The sequence below is a fragment of the Streptomyces colwelliae genome (genome assembly GCF_048158785.1).
In the GTDB taxonomy this organism is placed as follows: domain Bacteria; phylum Actinomycetota; class Actinomycetes; order Streptomycetales; family Streptomycetaceae; genus Streptomyces.
On the sequence record NZ_JBLTJC010000193.1, the window covers coordinates 1 to 19,395 of the forward strand.

The window sequence follows — 19,395 nt, forward strand, 5'->3', positions numbered from 1 at the left end:
GTCCCAACTCCCGGCCCGGCTCAGGACGTTGACGAAGGCGGCCGAGCTGACGGCTCGGGCGCATGCGGAGGAGCTGTTGGCCACAGCGCGGGCGGACGGCACCGGCACGGCAAGCGCCAACTCGTTCACCACCCCGGCCAGTTGGCCGACCGAGTTCCCGCTGCCCAACGGCTTCCTCCCCGAGGGCATAGCCATCGGCAGCAGGCCGTACGCCTACATGGGCTCCCGTGCGAACGGCGCCATCTACCGCACCGACCTGCGCACAGGCGAGGGCGGTGTCCTCTCCGAGGGCGCCACCGGCCTGGTGTCGGTCGGCCTGAAGCTGGACCACGACGGGCTGTTGTACGTCGCTGGCAGCACCGGGGTCGCGAGAGTCGTCGACTCCCGCAGCGGTGACGTACTGACGACCTATCAACTCACGGCCTCCACCGGCCACTTCATCAACGACGTCACCCTGCTCGGCGACCGCGCCTGGTTCACCGACTCGCTCGGCGCGGTGCTCTACGGCGTGCCCCGCGGCCGCGCGGGCGAGGTCACCGCCCTGCCGCTCACCGGCGACTGGGTGCAGACGCCCGGGGTGAACAACGCGAACGGCATCGTCGGCACCCCGGACGGGCACGGCCTCATCGTGGTCAGCAGCAACCCCGGCAAGCTCTACAACGTGTCCCTCAAGACCGGCCACGCCACCGAGATCGCCCTGAGCGGCGCGACCGACGTGGCCAACGGGGACGGTCTGTTCCGGATCGGCCGGACGCTGTACGTCGTCCAGAACCGGCTGAACCGGATCAGCGTGTTCGACCTCGACGCCAAGGCCACCACGGCGACCCTGCGCCGTACGATCACCGACCCGCGCTTCGACGTCCCGACGACCGCCGCGCGCTTCGGCAACCGGCTCTATCTCGTCAACGCCCGCTTCACCAGCCCGCAGACGCCCGACACGACGTTCACCGCCGTCGCCGTGTCGATCTGAGGTGACAGCGGGCGGGGCCCCGAAAGAGTGCAACGGGGTCCCGCCCGTGGGCAGTTCGTGCGTCAGCGGTTCGGTGTCGGGTCAACTGCCCGTACGGCAGCGGCCGTCGGCGTCCCTGCGGTGACGCCGGAGGCGCCGGCGTTCGCACCGGCCACCGGAACCGCCGTAGACGGAGAAGCCTGTCGCGGGCGGCGCAGCAGCAGCACGCACACCAGCGCGGCGAGGAGAGTCAGCGTCCCGGCCACCACCAGGCACAGCCGCATGCCGTCCAGGAAGGAGTCGCCCAGCGCGCCCAGGGCCCGGCCGGTGTCCGCGCCGAGGTTCATGTGGGCGACGGCACCGAGGCCGCCCGCGTCGGCGGTCGAGACGATGCTCTGCTGCGTCGCGCCGGTCACCCCGGCGTCGGTGAGGTGGCCGGGGAGCGTGTCGAGTGCCTGGGTGGTGAGCAGGGTGCCCAGGACGGCCGGGCCGAGCGCGCCGCCGACCTGCCGGAACGCGTTGTTGCCGGCCGCGGCCATCCCCGCCTGCTGATACGGCACGGAGGCCACGGCGGTCGCGGTCATCGGCGTCAGGACGGTCCCGATGCCGAGGCCCAGCAGCGCCAGCCGCCAGGCGATGGACGCGAACGAGGTGCCGGCGTCGACGCCGGTCAGCGAGAACAGCGCGCCGGAGATGACCAGCAGACCACCGGTGATCAGGACGCGCGGGGCGACCCGGTGCATCAGCCGCCCGACCGGCTGGCCGGCCACGATCGCCGCCGCGGTGACCATGAGCAGCCGCAACCCCGCCTGGAGCGTGTCGAGTTGCTGCACCAGGCCGAAATAGAGGCTGAGCAGGAAGAAGAAGCCGATCAGCGCCAGGAAGGTGATCATCGCGACCAGCGTGGTCGCGGTGAACGCCGGGCTGCGGAACAGCGTCAGATCCAGCATCGGACTGGCACTGCGCCGCTCGGCGAGCACGAACGCGACCCCGCCGACCACCGCGGTGAACAGCGCCACCATCACCTTGACGTCCGTGAAGGAACCGGCGCCGCCCTCGATCACGCCGTAGACGAGTGCGGTGATGGCGAGGGTCGCGGTGAGCTGGCCGGGCCAGTCCAGCTTCCGGCCGTGCGGGGCCCGTGAGTCGGGCAGCAGGCGGGCGGCGACGCCGAGCGCGATCAGCGGGACGGGGACGGAGATCAGGTAGATCCAGCGCCAGGCGGCGTGGTCGAGGATGACGCCCGCGATCAGCGGGCCCACGGCCAGCGCGGCCATCAGGGCGGTCGCCCACAGGCCGATGAACCTGCCGCGCTCCCGGTGGTCGGGCACCGCGTGGCTGATCAGCGCCAGGGTGGTCGGCAGCAGGGTCGCCGCGCCGAGACCGGCCAGCGCCTGGCCGATCCACAGCACGTGCACCGACTGCGCGGACAGCGCGACGGCCGCACCGGCGGCGGAGAACAGCAGGCCCGCCTGGAACACCTTCTTGCGTCCGTGCACATCGCCGAAGACACCGGCGGTGAGGATGAACGCGGCCATGGGCAGGACGAATGCGTCCTGGACCCAGGCCAGTTGGGAGGTCGACGCGTTCAGCGCCGACTGGATGGCGGGCAGGCTCACGGCGACCGTGGTCACCGGCAAGTAGGCGACGAAGACGCCGAGGCAGGCCATGACGAGGGTGGCCGCCCGCCGGTCGGGCCGCCCGCTCGCCGGGGTCGTGACGTTCACGGGGAACTCTCCTTCTCGAATGCGATGCCTTCAAACAGGCACGCGCTCCAGGATCGGCTCCACCATGGACAATCACCAACGTACGACGGAGGTGCGACGAGAAACCTCTATATCGCAGCCATCTGGTGTCACACTTCCCTCATGACAGACGACGTCGACGGGAAAATCCTCCGCGCACTCCAGTGCGCGCCGCGTGCCTCGTTCCGGCTGATCGGCGAGGTGGCCGGGGTCTCGGAGCAGACCGCCGCCCGCCGCTTCCACGCCCTGCGCCGCTCCGGGGTGATGCGGGTGGTCGGCCTGGTCGACCCGGCCGTCCACGGCGACGCGCGCTGGGTGGCCCGGATCCGCTGCCGCCCCGACCGGGTCGGCCCGCTCGCCGACGCGCTCGCCCGACGGCCCGACATCGCCTACGCGGGGCTCGCGTCCGGCGGTTCGGAGATCATCTGCGTCATCAGCGCCCCCGTGCACGTGCCGCGCGACGACGTCCTGCTGCGTCAACTGCCCAAGTCCGCCTCGGTCCTCGACGTGAGCATCGACCTGCTCATCCATCCCTTCGGCAGGTCCGGGGTGAGCGACTGGACGGGCTACGGCGGGCGGCTGACGCCCGATCAGATCCGTCAACTCGTCGGCGACCGGCCCGAGATGCCCACCGGGCCACCCGTACGCCTCACCGACGAGGACACCCCGCTCCTCGACGCCCTCGCGGAGGACGGCCGCGCCACCCACACCCAACTCGCCGACGTCACCGGCTGGTCCACGGCCCGCGTGGCCCGCCGACTGGACGCCCTGGAGCACTCGGGGGCGCTCGCCTACGACGTCGAACTGCTCTCCGCGCGCCTCGGGTTCGAGCTCAACGCCACTCTGTGGCTGCGCGTCGCCCCGGCCCGCCTCGAACGCGTCGGCGAGGAACTCGCGGACCACGACGAGGTCGCCTTCGCCGCCGCCATCAGCGGTGACTCCAATGTGATGGTCGTCGTCATCTGCCGCGACACGGAGGACCTGTACCGGTACCTGACCAGCAAGGTCGCCGCCGTCGCGGGCATCGACGGCTACGGCGTGAGCATCCACGTCCACCGCCTGAAGCAGGCCACGTCGCTCATCTCGCGCGGGCGACTGGTACCCCCGGCGTTCGCGTAGGGCGGCCGGAACGCACCGGGCCGGACCACCCGCGGTGGCGGATGATCCGGCTCTCAACTGCTCTACGGTGCCTGCCGTTTCGGCGGCGGACCGGCGTTCGGTGTCAGCGTTCCGGGTCAGCGCTTCGTGTAGATGAAGCCGACCTTGTCCAGTTCGTCGCCGGCGCGCCCGTGGAAGCCGGCGATCTGCCAGCCGGACGGGGCGGTACGGGTCACGCAGTCCGAGGTGGTGGTGCCGCCGGCCAGGGTGTTGCCCAGGTTGGTGGTGAACTTCGCGTAGAAGATCCGCGTGGTGTCGCTGTACTTGCCCTCGCACAGGTACGCCGACGTCACGTACTCGCCGCTGCCCAGCGTCAGCGAGGACGCGGTGCCGCCCGTGCCGCCGTGGGTGAGCGTGGTGCCGTTCGCGAGGGTGATGCCGACCTGGTCGACGCGGGAGCCGGCGCGCAGCGAGATCTTGGTGGCGCGGGCGGCGGCCGGGACGCCGGCGATGTCCTGGTAGTAGTCGCCGTGCGGTCCGCCGAACTGGTCGCTGAGCTGGTAGTCCGCGTTCTGCGACCAGGTGAAGCCGACCGTGATCGGGTCGTGGTCGGAGAGCATCAGCCCGCCCGAGGTCAGGAACTTGGCGTGCTCGTTGTTGTACGACGTCGCGTTCAGCGTGACCAGCTTGCTGCTGCGGTAGAGGACCTTGTCCACCACCTCGCAGGTGTTGGGCACGGTCGCCCCGGTCTGGTCGCACAGCAGTGTGTCGCTGCCCTTGGCCGGTGCCACGCCGCCGCGGATCACCTTGACCCAGGCGTCGGTGAGCCCGTTGGCCGCGCCGAACTCCGCGATGGTGTCGGCGGTGCGGGTGTAACGCGTGTTCGTGTCACCCATTACCACGACGGCGTTGCCCGCCGAGTGCGTGCCGATGAACGAGGTGAGCTGGTTGAGGTTGTCCGCGCGAGAGGCCTCGTCGCCGTCGTTCGTACCCGCGTTGGTATGCAGGTTGTAGAAGTCGACGTACACGCCCTCAGAGAGGCGCTCACGCATGAACGTGAAGCCCTTGGGGGTCAGGCAGTCGCCCGAGTCGACCTGGCAGGAGTTCCAGCCGACCCGCTCGAAGTCGTCGCCGTCCCAGGCGTAGTCGGAGACGCTGTTGAGCCCGCTGCCGATGCCCGCGCCGCCGCTGGTCGCCGTGCGGTACGGGTGGGTGTCGGTGGAGTACAGGTAGGCGTGGTAGTTGAAGTCCTCCTGCACGTTCACGATGTCGTACGGGGCGATGCGCGTGCCGATCTCGGTGGTGCTCGTGTCGCGCGGCGTCGAGGCGCTGGACAACCACTCCGGCAACCCGGCGACGTTGTACGTGAGCACATTGAAGCTGCCCGAACCTGCGGCGGCGGCCGGTGTCGCTGCGGCCACCGTGATCCCGCCCAGGGCCGCGGCTGCGGCCACCAGACAGGCGAGAAGTCTGCGCATGGGGAAGTGCCTCCTGCGGAGTGACAGAGGGGGAGGTGAGTGTTGCGGCGGTCATGTCAAAATGTAGCGACAAGCGCTTGCTGTGACCCCCCTCCGGCCGCACCGAATCAGGAATTCCGCGTGACGTCCGAGTGGCCAACTCCCCTTGTGTGCCCGTTTGTTGTCAGTGCGGGCGGATACGGTCCACAGGCAGGGGACACGGCGTCCACAGCACCCGGCGCGAGGACTGGCGGGACGAGCACGGCGAGGTGAGGGAGGGCGGGAACCCGGTTCCTTTCGAACTCCGCCGTCCCTGACCGCCGCTACGGCCGAGCCAAGTGCCGCATCGTCAGCGCCAGTTGCAGCCGTAGCCGCCCCTGCGGGGTGCGTACCGGCCAGCCCAGCAAGGACTCCGCGTGGGTCAGCCGGTCCTGGAGCGTGGAGTGGTGGACGTTGATCCCGGCGGCCGCCGCGCGCAGGCTGGTCGTGGTCGCCACGGCGTTCAAAGTGGCCAGCAGCCAGGGCGCGTTGGCCGCCGCCGCTTCCACGTCGTGGACGTCGGGCGGTGGTTCGGCGCCCGGTGCGACCAGTTCGGCGAGGAGGGCGATGCCGCCGAGCTCGTCGGCGTACACGACGCGAGGGCCGGGGTCGTGCGCGGTGCCGTCGGCGGTGAAGCGGAGGGCCGTGCGGGCGGCGGCCCAGGAGCGGGGCAGGTCCAGTACGGGGACGGCGGGGCCGATGCCCAGCCGTCCGGCGGGCAACTCGGCGTCCGTGTGCGGTGGTTGGGCGCCGGAGCCGTCCGGGCTCGCCTGCGGATCGCCGTCCGGCACGGGTCTCGGGCCGGACGTACCGGTGTCCCGCGGCGCGGCGACGACCCGGGGCCGTCCGTCGAGCGAGGCGAGCACCCGGGCCCGGGTCGTGGGGTCGGCCGGGTCGAGGCCGAGGCGGCGGGCCGCGTGCAGTCGGGCCGCCTCGGGAGCCGTGCCGTCGAGAAGGGTCTCGGTCAGCTCCGGGTCGTCGGCGGGAACCCGGCCCCGGGTGCGATCGAGCACGAGCCGTACGGCACCGGCCGCCCGCTCCAGGATCACCGCGTCGACGACACTGGGCGCCGCCCGCGCCGTACGCTCCAGCCAGAGCGCGGACGCCCCGCCCGGCGTCAGCGCGGCGGACGGCCAGGCGGGATCCGGCGGTGACGCGCTGTCCCTGCGCGTACCGTCCGCCTCGACCCGCACCCGGACCCGCCGTTCGGCGTCGACCAGCCGCGCGGCACACCCGGCCAGCACCGCCGCCCCGCGCACCAGCGCCTCGAGCCCGGCCCGCGACTCGGCGAGCCGATCGAAGTACCCGATGACCCGCACGGCGGCACCGGCGTCCGGATCCAGCGCGGTCAGGCGTCCGGCCAGCTCTTTCATATGCCCATGGTGCGGCATGCCACCGGCGGAGAGGAGGGACGGGACGTGGGTATCCCGCACGGTGTGTCCCTGGAAGGCGGCGACTGAGGAGCTTCCCTGGCGTGCCGCCCGCGCACAGCACGCCGGTGTCGCCGCGGTCGTGGATTCAAGCCGCTCGTGGCCTCTGCATCGGGTGTGCCATGCCTCCGGCGGAGGGACGCCCGGTCGAGTGGCGGCGCCAGCACACCGACGTCACCGCGGCCGCGCTCCCTTGAGCCGCTGCCGACAGCCTCCGCGGCCCGAGTCGCCCGCGAGACTGCCGCCCGCGGAGCGAACCCGTCGAACCTGTGGAAGCCCCAGTCCAAGGCAAGAGCCGCCGCGACACGCCCTTGATCACCGCGGCCGCGCTCCCGCGCCCCTCAAGCCGCCGCCAGCAGCCTCCGCAGCCAGCTCACATGCGCGGCCCGGGCCGCCTGCGACACCGCCGCCTGCGGCGCGAACCCGTCGAAACCGTGGAAGCCGCCCGGCCAGACGTGGAGTTCGGCGGTGCCGCCCGACTGCCAGAGGCGGGACGCGTAGGTGACCACCTCGTCGCGGAAGGTCTCCGCCGAGCCGACGTCCAGGAACGCCGGGGGCAGCCCGGTGAGGTCCTCCGCGCGGGCCGGTGCCGCGTACGGCGATACGTCGGGGGTGCCGCGGCGGTCGCCCAGGAGAGCGGTCCAGCCGGTCTCGTTGGCCGTGCGGTCCCAGATGCCGACGCCGGCCATCTGATGGGCGGACGGGGTGTCGTTGCGGTCGTCGAGCATCGGGCACAGCAGGAGCTGTCCGATGGGTCGCGGGCCGCCGCGGTCGCGGGTGAGCAGAGCCAGTGCGGCGGACAGTCCGCCCCCCGCACTCGCGCCCATGACGACGATCCGCTCCGCGTCGCCGCCGATCTCCTTCGCGTGCTCCGCCGTCCACAGCAGACCGGCGTACACGTCCTCGATCGGCGCCGGATGCGGATGCTCGGGCGCCAGCCGGTACTCCACCGACACCACCACCGCGTCCAGCTCCCGCGCGTAGTCCAGTGCCCCGGTCACCCCGACCCGCCGGTCGCCGAGCACCATCCCGCCGCCGTGCACGTGGTAGATGACGGGCAGCGGTCCGGGCGTCACGGGTGCGGTCGGACGGCAGATCAGCAGGGAGATGTCGGGCTCGCCGACCGGCCCCGCCACCTCCCGGTCCTCGACGGCGAAGGCGCCGTCCAGGGTCAGATCCATCTGCATCGACTGCATGATCGCCGGGCCCCGGCGGATCTCGTCGATGTCCTCCAACGTCATCCCGGGCGCGATGAACTCCTTGATCAACTCCAGGGCCGCGGCGAGTTCCGGGTCGAACGGGGGCGGGGGCGGGGTGGACGTCATGTGCTTCTCCTGACGCTGGGCGCGGCGGCTCGTACGGCCATACTCCGCGCGTCCACCCCGGATCCGCGTACCGCCGTCCGGCGGAACCTCCCCGCCGTCCGGCGGGTGCCCTGTCGGGATGTGACCTGTTGTTCACCCGCGGGACGTGGAAGGGATCCCGCACGACGACAACGATGTCCAAACCCCCATGGACCACCTCATGTGGCGCCCTGCGCGCCACCCCGCACCAGGAGCACCACCCGTGAACATCTCCCTGACCGTCTGGCTGCTGACGATCGCCGCCCTGTGCGCCCTCGTCGGAGCCGACTTCCTCATCGGCCGCAAACCCCACGACGTCTCCATCAAGGAAGCCGGCGTCTGGACCGTGGTCTGGGTCGTCCTGGCCTGCCTGTTCGGACTCGGACTGCTCATCTACGGCGGGAGCGGGCCGACCGGGGAGTTCTTCGCCGGGTACATCACCGAGAAGTCGCTGAGCGTCGACAACCTCTTCGTCTTCGTGCTGATCATGGGCAAGTTCGCGGTGCCGTCCCAGTACCAGCAACGGGTGCTCATGGTCGGCGTCCTCGTCGCCCTGGTGCTGCGCGCGGGCTTCATCGCGGCCGGTGCCGCGATCATCTCCACGTTCTCCTGGGTGTTCTACATCTTCGGCGCGTTCCTGATCTGGACCGCCTGGAAGCTCGTCCAGGACGCCCGCAAGGGCGGACACGAGGAGGAGTACGAGGAGAACAAGCTCCTCAAGATCGCCGAACGCCGCTTCGGCGTGGCCGACCGCTACCACGGCACCAAGCTGTTCATCACGGAGAACGGCAAGCGCATCATGACGCCGATGCTGGTCGTGATGCTCGCCATCGGCTCCACCGACGTGCTCTTCGCCCTCGACTCCATCCCCGCGATCTACGGCCTCACCCAGGACCCGTACATCGTCTTCACCGCCAACGCCTTCGCCCTGATGGGCCTGCGCCAGCTGTACTTCCTCATCGGCGGCCTGCTGAAGAAACTCGTCCACCTCAGCTACGGCCTGTCGGTCATCCTCGGCTTCATCGGCGTCAAACTGGTGCTGCACGCCCTGCACGAGTCCGGCGTGCGCGTCCCGGAGATCTCCATCCCCTTCTCCCTCGGTTTCATCGTGCTGGTCCTCGCGGTGACGACGTTCACCAGCCTGTGGGCCACGAGGACGCAGGACGCGGAACCCGCCGTCAAGTCGTAGGCGTGGAGCTTGACTTCGAGAGCGCTCGAAGACCTACCGTCACGAGGGACGGTGAAGGTCCGGACGGACCGCGAAGTGGACCGTGAGAGGGAGTCGGGCATGCGGGTCGGCGTACACATCAACCGGTTCAACCATTCCGGAGGGCCGGCGGCGGTCGGGCCCGAGCTGGCCGCGGCGGGCGCCGCGGCCGAGGCGGCGGGCGTCAGCTGGCTCTCGGTGATGGACCACTACTTCCAGATGGAGTTCAACGGCGGCGCCGAGGACGCCATGCTGGAGGCCTACACGACCCTGGGCTATCTCGCGGGCCGCACGTCCACGGTCCAACTGGGCGCGTTGGTCACGGGGGTGACGTACCGTCAGCCTGGACTGCTCGCGAAGATCGCCACCACGCTCGACGTGCTGTCCAGCGGCCGGGCCACACTGGGCATCGGGGCGGCCTGGTACGACCGTGAGCACCACGGTCTCGGCGTGCACTACCCGCCGGTCGCGGAGCGGTTCGAGCGGCTGGAGGAGACCCTGCGGATCTGCCTTCAGATGTGGGACCCGGAGGCGAACGGCCCCTTCGAGGGCAAGCACTACCGACTCGCCGAGACCCTGTGCGTACCCGCGCCGGTCAGCAGCCCGCACCCCGAGATCATGATCGGCGGCGGCGGTGAGAAGAAGACCCTCCGGCTGGTCGCCCAGTACGCCGACGCCTGCAACCTGATCGTGTCGACGCCGGACGAGCTGCGGCACAAGCTCGACGTGCTGCGCGGTCACTGCGACAGGCTGGGGCGCGACTACGACCGTATCCGCAAGACGATCGTGCACACCGGGGAGTCGGTCACCACGGGGGACACCGACGCGTTCCTGCGGGAGATCGACGGCTTCACGAAGCTCGGCGTCGACACGGTCATCCTGGGCCCGCGCACGGGCGAACCGGCCGAGTGGATCGAGCGGTTCGTCGCACCGGCGGTGCCGCGCCTGGCCGAACTGGACTGACCGGGGCGGCAGTTGGGACACGAAGGGGCCGGAGTCCGGGTGGACTCCGGCCCTTTCGGCGGTGAAGCGGGGTGCCTGGATCAGGCGGCGACGGCCTCGCCCGCGTGGCCCTTCAGCTGGGAGAGGACCTCGGTCAGCTGGGCCACGACCTCGGCGTCCTCGGACGGGTGGGTCTCGGCGAAGCGGGTCACGGAACCGGGGATCGAGAGCTTGAGCTCCTCGATGACCTTGCCGCCCGCGATGCCCACGGCCTTGCGGGCCTCGTCCTGCGCCCACACGCCGCCGAACTGGCCGTACGCGGTGCCGACCACGACGACCGGCTTTCCGCCGAAGCCGCTGGCGCCGTAGGGGCGGGACAGCCAGTCGATGGCGTTCTTCAGGACGGCCGGGATGGTGCCGTTGTACTCGGGGGAGAAGAAGAGGAACCCGTCCGCGGCACCGGCGGCGGCACGCAGCTTGGCGGCGGCGGCCGGGACGTTGCCCTCGACGTCGATGTCCTCGTTGTAGAACGGGATCTCGGCGAGACCCTCGAAGATCTCGATGTCGGCGCCCTCGGGCGCGAACTTCACGGCGGCCTCGGCGAGCTGGCGGTTGTGCGAGCCGGCACGCAGGCTGCCGACGAGCGCGAGGATACGAACAGACATGGGGACTCCAAGAGGGGGGCTGAAACACTGCCGTTACGATCCGGACCGAGGTCCGTTTAAAAGTTGTACCAGGCTAAGCGGACCGCGGTCCAGTTTTGTTCCCGGTGCTTTACGCTGTCTTCATGTCCAGCGTCCTGCCGCCCTTCCCGAAGCCCGAGGAGTCCATAAGCGAACCCCGGTTGCTGGAGGTCCGCTCCTACGCCGACGAGCCCTGCCTGCGTGCCGACGCGGCCCGCAATCGCGCCAAGCTGCTGGAGGCCGCCGCCCGGCTGATCGCCGAGCACGGAGTGGCCGGCGTCACCATGGAGGCGGTCGCCGCCGCCGCCCAGGTCGGCAAAGGGACCGTCTTCCGCCGCTTCGGCGACCGCACCGGCCTGCTGATGGCGCTGCTCGACCACTCCGCGCAGACCCTCCAGGCCGACTTCCTCGGCGGCCCGCCCCCGCTGGGCCCCGGAGCCCCGCCGGTCGAGCGGCTGCGGGCGTTCGGTGTGGCTGTCCTGAACCGCTCGGCGGAGCAGCTGGACCTGCACCTGGCCGCCCAGCCGGAGCCCACCCGCCGCTTCTCCCACACCGCGCTCCAGGCGCTGCGCACCCACGTCATGGTGCTGCTCCGGCAGATCCTGCCGGACGCCGACTGCGATCTCCTCTCCCAGACGCTCATGGCGTATCTCGACCCCGCCCTGATCAACCATCTGACCAGGCAGTGCGGGATGCCCATGGAACGGCTGGAGGCCGGCTGGATCGACCTCGTCGCCCGCGTGACCTGTACGCCACAGCCCTGCTGAGCACCGCTCAGCCGAAGGAGGCGAACATGTCGAGAATGCCCTGCGGGGCGTCCTCACGGAACATGAGGACCCCGTTCGCCGCCGAGTCCGCCGCCGACTCCTCGCTGCGCGGGAACAGCTTCTCCTCGTAGGCGGCCAGCGCGGCCTCGGTGTCGCCCGGGTGCGCGGCCAGCGCCTCGCCCAGTTCGGCGCCGTCGAGCATGGCCAGGTTGGCGCCCACGCCCGCGAACGGCGACATCAGGTGGGCCGCGTCGCCCAGCAGCGTGACCCCGGGCACCCGCTCCCAGCGGTGCCCGATCGGCAGCGCGTGGATCTGCCGCGGGGTCAGCGGCCCGTCGGCGTCGGCGAGCAGCGCCCGCAGACTCTTGTCCCAGTCCGCGAAGTGCTCCAGGGTGTACGCCTTCGCCGCCTCGGTGTCCGTGAAGTCGACGTGCCCGAACGCGTCCTCGGGAACGGCGAGCGCCACATAGATGTGCAGGCTGCCGTCGGTCTCGCGGTGGGCCAGGAAGCCCTTGCCCGCGCCGAGCGCCATCATCATGCCGCCGCCGACGACCTCGGCGCTCACGGGATGCCGCAGATCGGCGTCCGGCAGGTCCACCTCGACGAACGAGATGCCGACGTACGCGGGCTTCGCGTCCGAGAGCAGCGGCCGCACCCTGGACCAGGCGCCGTCCGCGCCGATCAGCAGATCGGTGGTGAAGGAGGTGCCGTCCGCGAGCGTCACCTCGTGCCGGCCGCCGTCCAGCGGGCGGGCGCCGGTGACCTTGGCGCCCCAGCGGACGGTGCCCTCGGGCAGCGAGCCGAGCAGCAGGTCGCGCAGCTGGCCGCGGTCGACCTCGGGGCGCCCGCCGGTGCCGTCGTCGGGGTCGTCCAGGAGGACCGTGCCGGTCTTGTCGAGGACGCGGGTGGCCTCGCCGCCCGGGTGCACCAGCGCGCGGAACTCCTCGTACAGGCCCGCCGCACGCAGCGCCGGCTGGCCGGAGTCGTCATGGATGTCGAGCATGCCGCCCTGGGTGCGCGCGGCGGGGGAGTCGTCCAGGTCGAGGACGGCGGCCTCGATGCCGTTCACGTGCAGGACCCGGGCGAGCGTGAGCCCGCCGAGTCCGCCGCCGACGATCGCGATGGGGTGATGGGGGGTGGTCATGATGGCCTCCTTCAAGTGGGCGGGAAACAAAGTCAGTCGGGTACGGCGGTTCGCTCGATGCCGGCGATCAGCGCCTGGAACCGCCACGACAGGCGGGCCTCGGGCGCCCCGGAGAGCAGGTCGCCGGAGCGGGCGGCGATGTGCGGATGGGTCCGGTCGGACACCGTGCGCAGGGCGTAGGTCAGGGCGTCCCAGTCCTCCTGGCCGACGTCCTCGCCCGCGTGTTCCGCGGCCGTCGCGGTGGCCTGCTGGAGCAGCAGGTCCACGCCCCACGCGGCCTGCGCCGGCGGGACGCCGCCCTCGTCGAGCAGGGTCAGCAGGGTCTCGATCAGGTTCAGGTAGTGCGGGCCGCTGGGCCAGGCCGTCAGCGCCGAACGGGCGAGGCTCGGATGCTCGAAGAGCATCGCGGTGTACGCGGTGAGCACCTGCTCGACCCGCTCGCGCCAGGAACCCTCGGTGGGTGCCGTCTCGATCGTGCCGAGCAGCTCGTCCAGCACCGCCGCGTGCAGCTCCGCGGTGTTGCGGACGTACACGTACAACGAGGCCGGACCGGTGTCGAGCTCCTGGGCCAGGCGCCGCATGGTGACCTTCTTCAGACCTTCGGCGCGCAGTACCGCCACGGCGGCGGCGACGATGCCCTCCCTGCTCAGGGCGGGTTTCGCCGGGCGTTCACGGCGGCTGCGCGGGGTGTCGGAGCGAGCTGTCATGCCTCCACGGTAACGAACATGTTCGCTCCGAACAAGTTCGGGACGAACATGTTCGTAAAATACCGGACCATGCTGCTCTCGTGACGGCCGTTCCCCCGCCGCACTCTTCGGCCCCGGCTTCTGCCAAGATGCCGTACGTCATGGTGCAGATACCGAAAACGCCCGCAGCCCCGTCGCCCGCACCGCGCTCCGTACCCACGAGCGCCGATGTGGCCCGCCTGGCCGGCGTCTCACGCGCGACCGTCTCCTACGTCCTCAACAACACCAGTGCCGTACGGATCAGCGAACCCACCCGCCGTCGCGTCCACGAGGCCGCCAAGGAACTCGGGTACGTCCCGCACGCGGCGGCCCGCAGTCTGCGCGCCGGACACAGCCGCATGGTGCTGATGCCGGCGCCGACCATGCCGGTGGGACTGCTCTACAGCCAGTTCATCAACGAACTCCAGTGGGCGCTCAGCCGCCTCGACTACACGGTCGTCCAGCACGGCTCCGTCGGGCTGCGCGGCGACGAGGCCGCCCGCGCCTGGGCCGAACTCCGCCCGGTCGCCGTCCTGGTGCCCGGCGCCGGACTCGGCCCGGAGGGCGTCGCCGTCCTCAAGCGCTCCGGCGCACGGGCCGTCCTCACGCTCGGCCCCGAGAAGGTCGACGGCGCGCACGCCCTGCTCCTGGACCACGAAGGTGTCGGCCACTGCGCCGGTGCGCACCTGTACGGCCGCGGCCGGCGGCGGATCGGCGTGGTCGTGCCCGAGGAGCCCGGCATGGGGGTCTTCTCCCGGCCCCGCCTCGAAGGCGTGCGCCGCGCCCTGCTCGGCACGGACGCGACGGCCACCGAACTCCCGCTCGCCTACAGCGAGGAGAGCGCCGCCCGGATCGCCGCACGCTGGCGCGCTCTCGACCTCGACGCCGTGTTCACGTACAACGACGAGTACGCGATGCTCCTGATGCGCGCCCTCCAGGACGAAGGCATCCGCATCCCCGAGGACACGGCCGTGATCGGCGCCGACGACCTCATGATCGGCCGCCTGCTGCGCCCGCGCCTGAGCACCGTCCACATCCAGCTGCCGTCCGGCCGCGACCTCGCCGAACTGGTCGACAGCGCGGTACGCGAACCGGGCGCGGCACCCGGCACGCACGAACTGCTCGGCGCGACGGTGGTACACCGCGACTCCAGCTGACCGATGTGTGGTGCGGGCGGCCGCACGGCGGGGGAGGGTGTCGATGCGATGGGGGTCCCTGGCTCGGGCGAAGCCGAGGGGGGGCGTCGGCGCCCGCGCCCACTCCGGGCCCGGCGACCGTGCCCGGGGCGACCCGGTCGTACGCGACCAGGGACTGTCCGGCGGAGCAGGCCGGAGGGAAACGGCGGCGCCTGAACAGCGCCGGTGAGCGGGGTCCAGTGCGCGTCCTGCCGGGCGGTGACGGCGAGCGGGTGCAGATGCCGCTGGGCGTGCGGCGGTACGGCGAGGCGATCAGCCGGCGAGGCCGGTGGCGTGAGCCGTCCGGCCGACTGCATCGCGCCTTCCTGGTCCGTCTCGGCCGGTTCGCCGTAGGCGTCCTGCTCGATCCCCCCGTCGACCGGTTCGGGCGAAGTTGAGAGCCGGAGAGTCGCCGACGGCGCCCATCCCGGGCCCGGCGACCGCGCCCGGGGGCGATCCCGCCGTACGCGACTAGGATGTTGCACGCTCAACCAGACGGGGATGCGTGCGGACACCGGACGCGGCTCGCGCGGCTGCGCCGGATCAGCGCATCCCGTCGCGCGGCCGCCCAACCGGCCGTGAACACACGGGACTTGCGCTGCGGTGCGGGTCCCGCCGGTGACGGATCGGAGAACCGCCATGCCTCTGCTCGACCCCAAGACCTGGCAGCCCCGCCCCCTGTCGGGCCCCGAGTACCCGGTCACCGAGCCCGCCACCGGCGACACGCTCGGCACCGTCACGCTCGCCGCCGCCGAGGACATCCGGCCGTCCGTCCAGGCGGCCCTTGCCGCGCAGGCCGAGTGGGCGCGCGTCCCGCACTTCGTCCGCGCCGGTGTGCTGCGCAAGGCCGGTGACCTGTTCGCCGCGCACGCCGAGGAACTGCGCGAGTGGCTCGTGCGGGAGTCCGGGTCGATCCCCGGCAAGGCCGACTTCGAACTGCACGTCGCCGCCCAGGAGTGCTACGAGGCCGCCGCGCTCGCCTCCCGCCCCGCCGGGCAGGTCCTCCCCACGGAGGCGCCCCGGCTGTCGTACACCCGGCGCGTCCCGGTCGGCGTCGTCGGCGTGATCGCGCCGTTCAACGCCCCGCTGATCCTCTCCATCCGCTCGGTCGCCCCGGCGCTCGCGCTCGGCAACGCGGTCGTCCTGAAGCCGGACCCGCGCACGGCGGTCTGCGGGGGACTGTCCCTCGCGGCGGTCTTCGCGGAGGCGGGCCTGCCCGAGGAGCTGTTGCAAGTACTGCCCGGTGGTGCTGACGTGGGGGCCGCGCTGGTCGCCGATCCGCAGGTGCCCGTCATCTCCTTCACCGGCTCAACTGCCGCCGGGCGCGCGGTCGGTGAGGCGGCGGGGCGTCATCTCAAGCGCGCACACCTGGAGTTGGGCGGGAACTCGGCCCTGATCGTGCTGGCGGACGCCGACCTGGACGCGGTGATCTCCACGGCGGCCTGGGGCTCGTTCTTCCACCAGGGCCAGATCTGCATGACGACCGGCCGCCACCTCGTCCACGAGTCGCTCTACGAGGAGTACGTCGAACGCCTCGCCGCCAAGGCCGACTTGCTCGCGGTCGGCGACCCGCACCGCGCGCAGGTCCACCTCGGCCCGATCATCGACAGCGCTCAACTCACCAAGATCCACGGCCTGGTTGAGGCCAGCACGGCAAGTGGCGCCAGGCTGGCGGCCGGTGGCACCCACGAGGACCTCTTCTACCGGCCGACCGTCCTCGCCGGCGTCGACGACGACACCCCCGCCTACGCGGAGGAGGTCTTCGGCCCGGTCGCGCCGGTACGGTCCTTCGCCACCGCCGACGAGGCGGCGGCGCTGGCCGCGACGGGACCCTACGGCCTGTCGCTCGGCATCGTCACGCGCGACAGCGCCCGCGGCCTGGACCTCGCGGAACGCATCCCCACCGGAATCGTCCACATCAACGACCAGACCGTGAACGACGAGGCCGTCGCACCCTTCGGCGGGGTCGCCGCGTCCGGCACCGGCGCCCGCTTCGGCGGCGAGGCCAACCTGGAGGCCTTCACCGACGTGCGCTGGACGACGGTACGCGGGGACGTGGCGTCGTATCCGTTCTAGGTGTTTCCGGAACGGCGGTGCTTACTGACCGTTCTGCTCGGCCTGCGCCTGCTGCTCGGCGACCGACTTGCGGACCTCGTCCATGTCGAGCTTGCGGGCCTGGCCGATGACGTCCGTCAGGGCGGCCTCCGGCAGGGCACCGGGCTGGGCGAACACGGCGACGCGGTCGCGGACGATCATCAGCGTGGGGATCGACTGGATGCCGAAGGCCTGCGCCAGCTCGGGCTGGGCCTCGGTGTCGATCTTGCCGAAGACGAGGTCCGGGTTCTCGTCGGCCGCCTTCTCGTAGACCGGGGCGAACTGACGGCACGGCCCGCACCAGGACGCCCAGAAGTCGATCAGGACGAAGTCGTTGTCCGTGACCGTCTGGTCGAAGTTCTCCTTGGTGAGCTCCACGGTGGTGGTCATGACGTAATTCCCTCTTCCTCGATGTGGGGGCGAAGCCGTCCCGGACAACACGGTCGTCCGGTCCCGTATTCCGCGCCCCTACCCGTGTGGCCACAGCGCACACCACCCAGCAGACTGACCCCATGACGGAAACGGAATCCATCGCGTACGACGTCGTGGTGCTCGGGGCCGGGCCCGTGGGGGAGAACGTCGCCGACCGCACCCGTGCGGCCGGTCTCTCCACCGCGATCGTGGAGAGCGAACTGGTCGGCGGAGAGTGCTCGTACTGGGCGTGCATGCCCAGCAAGGCCCTGCTGCGCCCGGTCATCGCCCGCGCCGACGCCCGCCGCGTGCCCGGCCTCGGCCACCTCGTCCAAGGGCCGCTCGACACCGCCGCGGTGCTCGCCCACCGCGACTACGAGACCTCGGGCTGGAAGGACGACGGCCAGGTCCAATGGCTCGACGGCATCGCCGCCGACCTCTACCGCGGCCAGGGCCGCCTCGACGGCCCCCGCAGGGTGACGGTGACGGGCCCCGACGGCGTACGGCACGTCCTCACCGCCCGGCACGCCGTCGCGGTCTGCACCGGCACCAGCGCCCTCCTCCCCGACCTGGCCGCACTCGCCGACGTCAAGCCGTGGACCAGCCGCGAGGCCACCAGCGCCAAGGCCGCGCCCGGCCGGCTGATCGTGGTCGGCGGCGGGGTCGTCGCCGTCGAGATGGCGACCGCCTGGCAGGCGTTGGGCTCCCGCGTCACCCTCCTCGTCCGCGGCAAGGGCCTGCTGCCCCGCATGGAGCCCTTCGCCGGCGAACTGGTCGCCGACGCGCTCACCGAGGCCGGCGTCGACCTGCGCACGGGTACGTCCGTCACGTCGGTGACCCGCGAGAACGGCACCGTCGTCGCCGTCACCGACAGCGGCGACCGCGTCGAGGCCGACGAGATCCTCTTCGCCACCGGACGCGCCCCGAGGACCGACGACATAGGCCTCGACACGATCGGCCTGGAACCCGGCTCCTGGCTGACGGTGGACGACTCCCTGCGCGTCCAGGACAGCGAGTGGCTGTACGCGGTCGGCGACGTCAACCACCGCGCCCTCCTCACCCACCAGGGCAAGTACCAGGCCCGTATCGCGGGCGCCGCGATCGCCGCCCGCGCCTCCGGGGTCCCGCTGCTGGAGACCGACCCGTGGGGCGCCCACGCGGCCACCGCCGACCATGACGCCGTACCCCAGGTCGTCTTCACCGACCCGGAGGCCGCGTCCGTCGGCCTCTCCCTCGCCGAGGCCGAACAGGCCGGCCACCGCGTCCGCGCGGTCGACGTCGAGCTCTCCTCGGTCGCCGGCGCCGGCCTCTACGCCGACGGCTACCGGGGCCGCGCCCGCATGATCGTCGACCTCGACGACGAGACCCTGCGCGGAGTCACCTTCGTGGGCCCCGGAGTGGGCGAACTGATCCACTCGGCAACCGTCGCGGTCGCCGGCCAGGTCCCGATCAGCCGCCTGTGGCACGCGGTCCCGTCGTACCCGACGATCAGCGAGGTGTGGCTGCGTCTGCTGGAGGCGTACCGCGGCTGAACACCCCAGTCCCCCTCGGGCAGTTGGAAGCCGCCTGATTTCCACGGCCCCTTGATTCTCCAAGGCCCCTTGATTCGCTACGGCAGCTCGAAGCCGAGCGCAGCCGACGCCGCCTCCGGTGTCGGCTGCGCCCAGCGCTCCGCCATCGCCTCGTTCGAGGACAGGGAGCGCAGTTCCGCGCGGTCGAGATAGAGCAGGCCGTCGAGGTGGTCAGTCTCGTGCTGGACGATCCGCGCGGGCCACCCGGTGAAGACCTCGTCCACTGCACGCCCGTGCTCGTCCTGCCCGGTCAGCCGCACCGAGGCGTGCCGCGCGACCACGGCCTGCCAACCCGGCACGCTGAGACACCCCTCGAAGAACGCGGCCCGACCGTCACCGACGGGTTCGTACGACGGATTGACCAGCACCCGGAACGGCTGCGGCACCCGCCCGCGCACCACCCGTACCTCGTCCGGCCCGTACAAGATCCCCAACAACGAGGTTACTTCCCGGTACATCCCGGGCCGCCTCGCAGCACGCGGAATCCCTTTATCGGGAGTGGCGGCAGCGCGTTCGTACGGGCCTGGCCAAGTTGCAGGACAGCTACGCCGGTCCGGCCGAAGTCCGAGCAGTATCCGGCGTAGTTGATGCTCACGTCGGTCCACAGGACGTCGC

The 19,395-nt window shown here is 71.6% G+C and carries 18 protein-coding genes; 9 read left to right on the forward strand and 9 right to left on the reverse strand.

The genetic code is table 11. The annotated features are described in order from the left end of the window. The first annotated feature begins 46 nt into the window (after positions 1 to 46). Positions 47 to 970: an SMP-30/gluconolactonase/LRE family protein gene (locus tag ACNFOC_RS32245; protein ID WP_416962590.1), complete on the forward strand. Its 924-nt coding sequence runs from the start codon at positions 47 to 49 to the stop codon at positions 968 to 970. 62 nt (positions 971 to 1,032) lie between these two features. Here ACNFOC_RS32245 and ACNFOC_RS32250 read toward each other — a convergent pair whose 3' ends face one another. Further along, positions 1,033 to 2,676 (reverse strand): MFS transporter, encoded by a 1,644-nt coding sequence (locus ACNFOC_RS32250; RefSeq protein ID WP_416962575.1) that lies wholly within the window; start codon positions 2,674 to 2,676, stop codon positions 1,033 to 1,035. Between the two features lie 141 nt (positions 2,677 to 2,817). Between ACNFOC_RS32250 and ACNFOC_RS32255 the strand changes: the two genes are divergently transcribed. After that, positions 2,818 to 3,813 (forward strand): Lrp/AsnC family transcriptional regulator, encoded by a 996-nt coding sequence (locus ACNFOC_RS32255; protein ID WP_416962576.1) that lies wholly within the window; start codon positions 2,818 to 2,820, stop codon positions 3,811 to 3,813. A 116-nt stretch (positions 3,814 to 3,929) separates the two neighbouring features. Here ACNFOC_RS32255 and ACNFOC_RS32260 read toward each other — a convergent pair whose 3' ends face one another. The 3 genes from ACNFOC_RS32260 to ACNFOC_RS32270 all read right to left on the reverse strand — a co-directional run bounded on the left by ACNFOC_RS32260 (position 3,930) and on the right by ACNFOC_RS32270 (position 8,043). Continuing rightward, positions 3,930 to 5,270, reverse strand: a complete 1,341-nt coding sequence (locus tag ACNFOC_RS32260; protein WP_416962577.1) for a jacalin-like lectin — start codon at positions 5,268 to 5,270, stop codon at positions 3,930 to 3,932. Positions 5,271 to 5,572: 302 nt separating this feature from the next. Continuing rightward, entirely contained in the window at positions 5,573 to 6,661 is a 1,089-nt protein-coding gene (locus tag ACNFOC_RS32265; protein ID WP_416962578.1) for a helix-turn-helix domain-containing protein, read from the reverse strand. Positions 6,662 to 7,059: 398 nt separating this feature from the next. Continuing rightward, positions 7,060 to 8,043, reverse strand: coding sequence for an alpha/beta hydrolase (locus ACNFOC_RS32270; RefSeq protein WP_416962579.1), 984 nt, complete (start codon positions 8,041 to 8,043; stop codon positions 7,060 to 7,062). A 241-nt stretch (positions 8,044 to 8,284) separates the two neighbouring features. Here ACNFOC_RS32270 and ACNFOC_RS32275 point away from each other — a divergent pair, with 241 nt between their 5' ends. Continuing rightward, a complete protein-coding gene (locus tag ACNFOC_RS32275) occupies positions 8,285 to 9,250 on the forward strand; it encodes a TerC family protein (protein WP_416962580.1) in 966 nt (321 codons plus the stop codon). A 99-nt stretch (positions 9,251 to 9,349) separates the two neighbouring features. Next, positions 9,350 to 10,231, forward strand: a complete 882-nt coding sequence (locus ACNFOC_RS32280; protein ID WP_416962581.1) for an LLM class F420-dependent oxidoreductase — start codon at positions 9,350 to 9,352, stop codon at positions 10,229 to 10,231. A gap of 80 nt (positions 10,232 to 10,311) precedes the next feature. On the opposite strand, the gene ACNFOC_RS32285 is transcribed toward ACNFOC_RS32280, so the two are convergent. Continuing rightward, entirely contained in the window at positions 10,312 to 10,875 is a 564-nt protein-coding gene (locus tag ACNFOC_RS32285; RefSeq protein WP_416962582.1) for an NADPH-dependent FMN reductase, read from the reverse strand. A gap of 104 nt (positions 10,876 to 10,979) precedes the next feature. Between ACNFOC_RS32285 and ACNFOC_RS32290 the strand changes: the two genes are divergently transcribed. After that, positions 10,980 to 11,660 carry a TetR/AcrR family transcriptional regulator gene (locus ACNFOC_RS32290; RefSeq protein WP_416962583.1) on the forward strand — a complete coding sequence of 227 codons (681 nt, stop codon included), beginning with the start codon at positions 10,980 to 10,982 and terminating at the stop codon, positions 11,658 to 11,660. 7 nt (positions 11,661 to 11,667) lie between these two features. Here the strand turns inward: ACNFOC_RS32290 and ACNFOC_RS32295 are convergent, their stop codons facing one another. Together ACNFOC_RS32295 and ACNFOC_RS32300 are read right to left on the reverse strand one after the other, a co-directional pair. Further along, on the reverse strand, positions 11,668 to 12,804 hold the full coding sequence (locus ACNFOC_RS32295; RefSeq protein WP_416962584.1) for an FAD-dependent oxidoreductase: 1,137 nt from the start codon (positions 12,802 to 12,804) through the stop codon (positions 11,668 to 11,670). A 32-nt stretch (positions 12,805 to 12,836) separates the two neighbouring features. Then, complete coding sequence (locus tag ACNFOC_RS32300; RefSeq protein ID WP_416962585.1) at positions 12,837 to 13,511, reverse strand: TetR/AcrR family transcriptional regulator; 675 nt, start codon at positions 13,509 to 13,511, stop codon at positions 12,837 to 12,839. Positions 13,512 to 13,651: 140 nt separating this feature from the next. Here ACNFOC_RS32300 and ACNFOC_RS32305 point away from each other — a divergent pair, with 140 nt between their 5' ends. The 3 genes from ACNFOC_RS32305 (at position 13,652) to ACNFOC_RS32315 (ending at position 16,780) form a co-directional block, all read left to right on the forward strand. Further along, a complete protein-coding gene (locus ACNFOC_RS32305; RefSeq protein WP_416962586.1) occupies positions 13,652 to 14,686 on the forward strand; it encodes a LacI family DNA-binding transcriptional regulator in 1,035 nt (344 codons plus the stop codon). 218 nt (positions 14,687 to 14,904) lie between these two features. Then, positions 14,905 to 15,102, forward strand: a complete 198-nt coding sequence (locus ACNFOC_RS32310; RefSeq protein WP_416962587.1) for a hypothetical protein — start codon at positions 14,905 to 14,907, stop codon at positions 15,100 to 15,102. A 241-nt stretch (positions 15,103 to 15,343) separates the two neighbouring features. After that, positions 15,344 to 16,780: an aldehyde dehydrogenase family protein gene (locus ACNFOC_RS32315; RefSeq protein ID WP_416962588.1), complete on the forward strand. Its 1,437-nt coding sequence runs from the start codon at positions 15,344 to 15,346 to the stop codon at positions 16,778 to 16,780. 21 nt (positions 16,781 to 16,801) lie between these two features. On the opposite strand, the gene trxA is transcribed toward ACNFOC_RS32315, so the two are convergent. After that, the gene (gene trxA, locus ACNFOC_RS32320) at positions 16,802 to 17,188 is read right to left on the reverse strand and encodes a thioredoxin (RefSeq protein WP_019057648.1); all 387 of its coding nucleotides are present in this window, start codon (positions 17,186 to 17,188) and stop codon (positions 16,802 to 16,804) included. A gap of 122 nt (positions 17,189 to 17,310) precedes the next feature. On the opposite strand from trxA, the gene ACNFOC_RS32325 reads away from it, so the two are divergent. Beyond that, complete coding sequence (locus tag ACNFOC_RS32325) at positions 17,311 to 18,741, forward strand: dihydrolipoyl dehydrogenase family protein (protein ID WP_416962589.1); 1,431 nt, start codon at positions 17,311 to 17,313, stop codon at positions 18,739 to 18,741. A gap of 77 nt (positions 18,742 to 18,818) precedes the next feature. Here the strand turns inward: ACNFOC_RS32325 and ACNFOC_RS32330 are convergent, their stop codons facing one another. Further along, positions 18,819 to 19,385: a peptide deformylase gene (locus tag ACNFOC_RS32330; RefSeq protein ID WP_416962591.1), complete on the reverse strand. Its 567-nt coding sequence runs from the start codon at positions 19,383 to 19,385 to the stop codon at positions 18,819 to 18,821. Positions 19,386 to 19,395 lie beyond the last annotated feature (10 nt).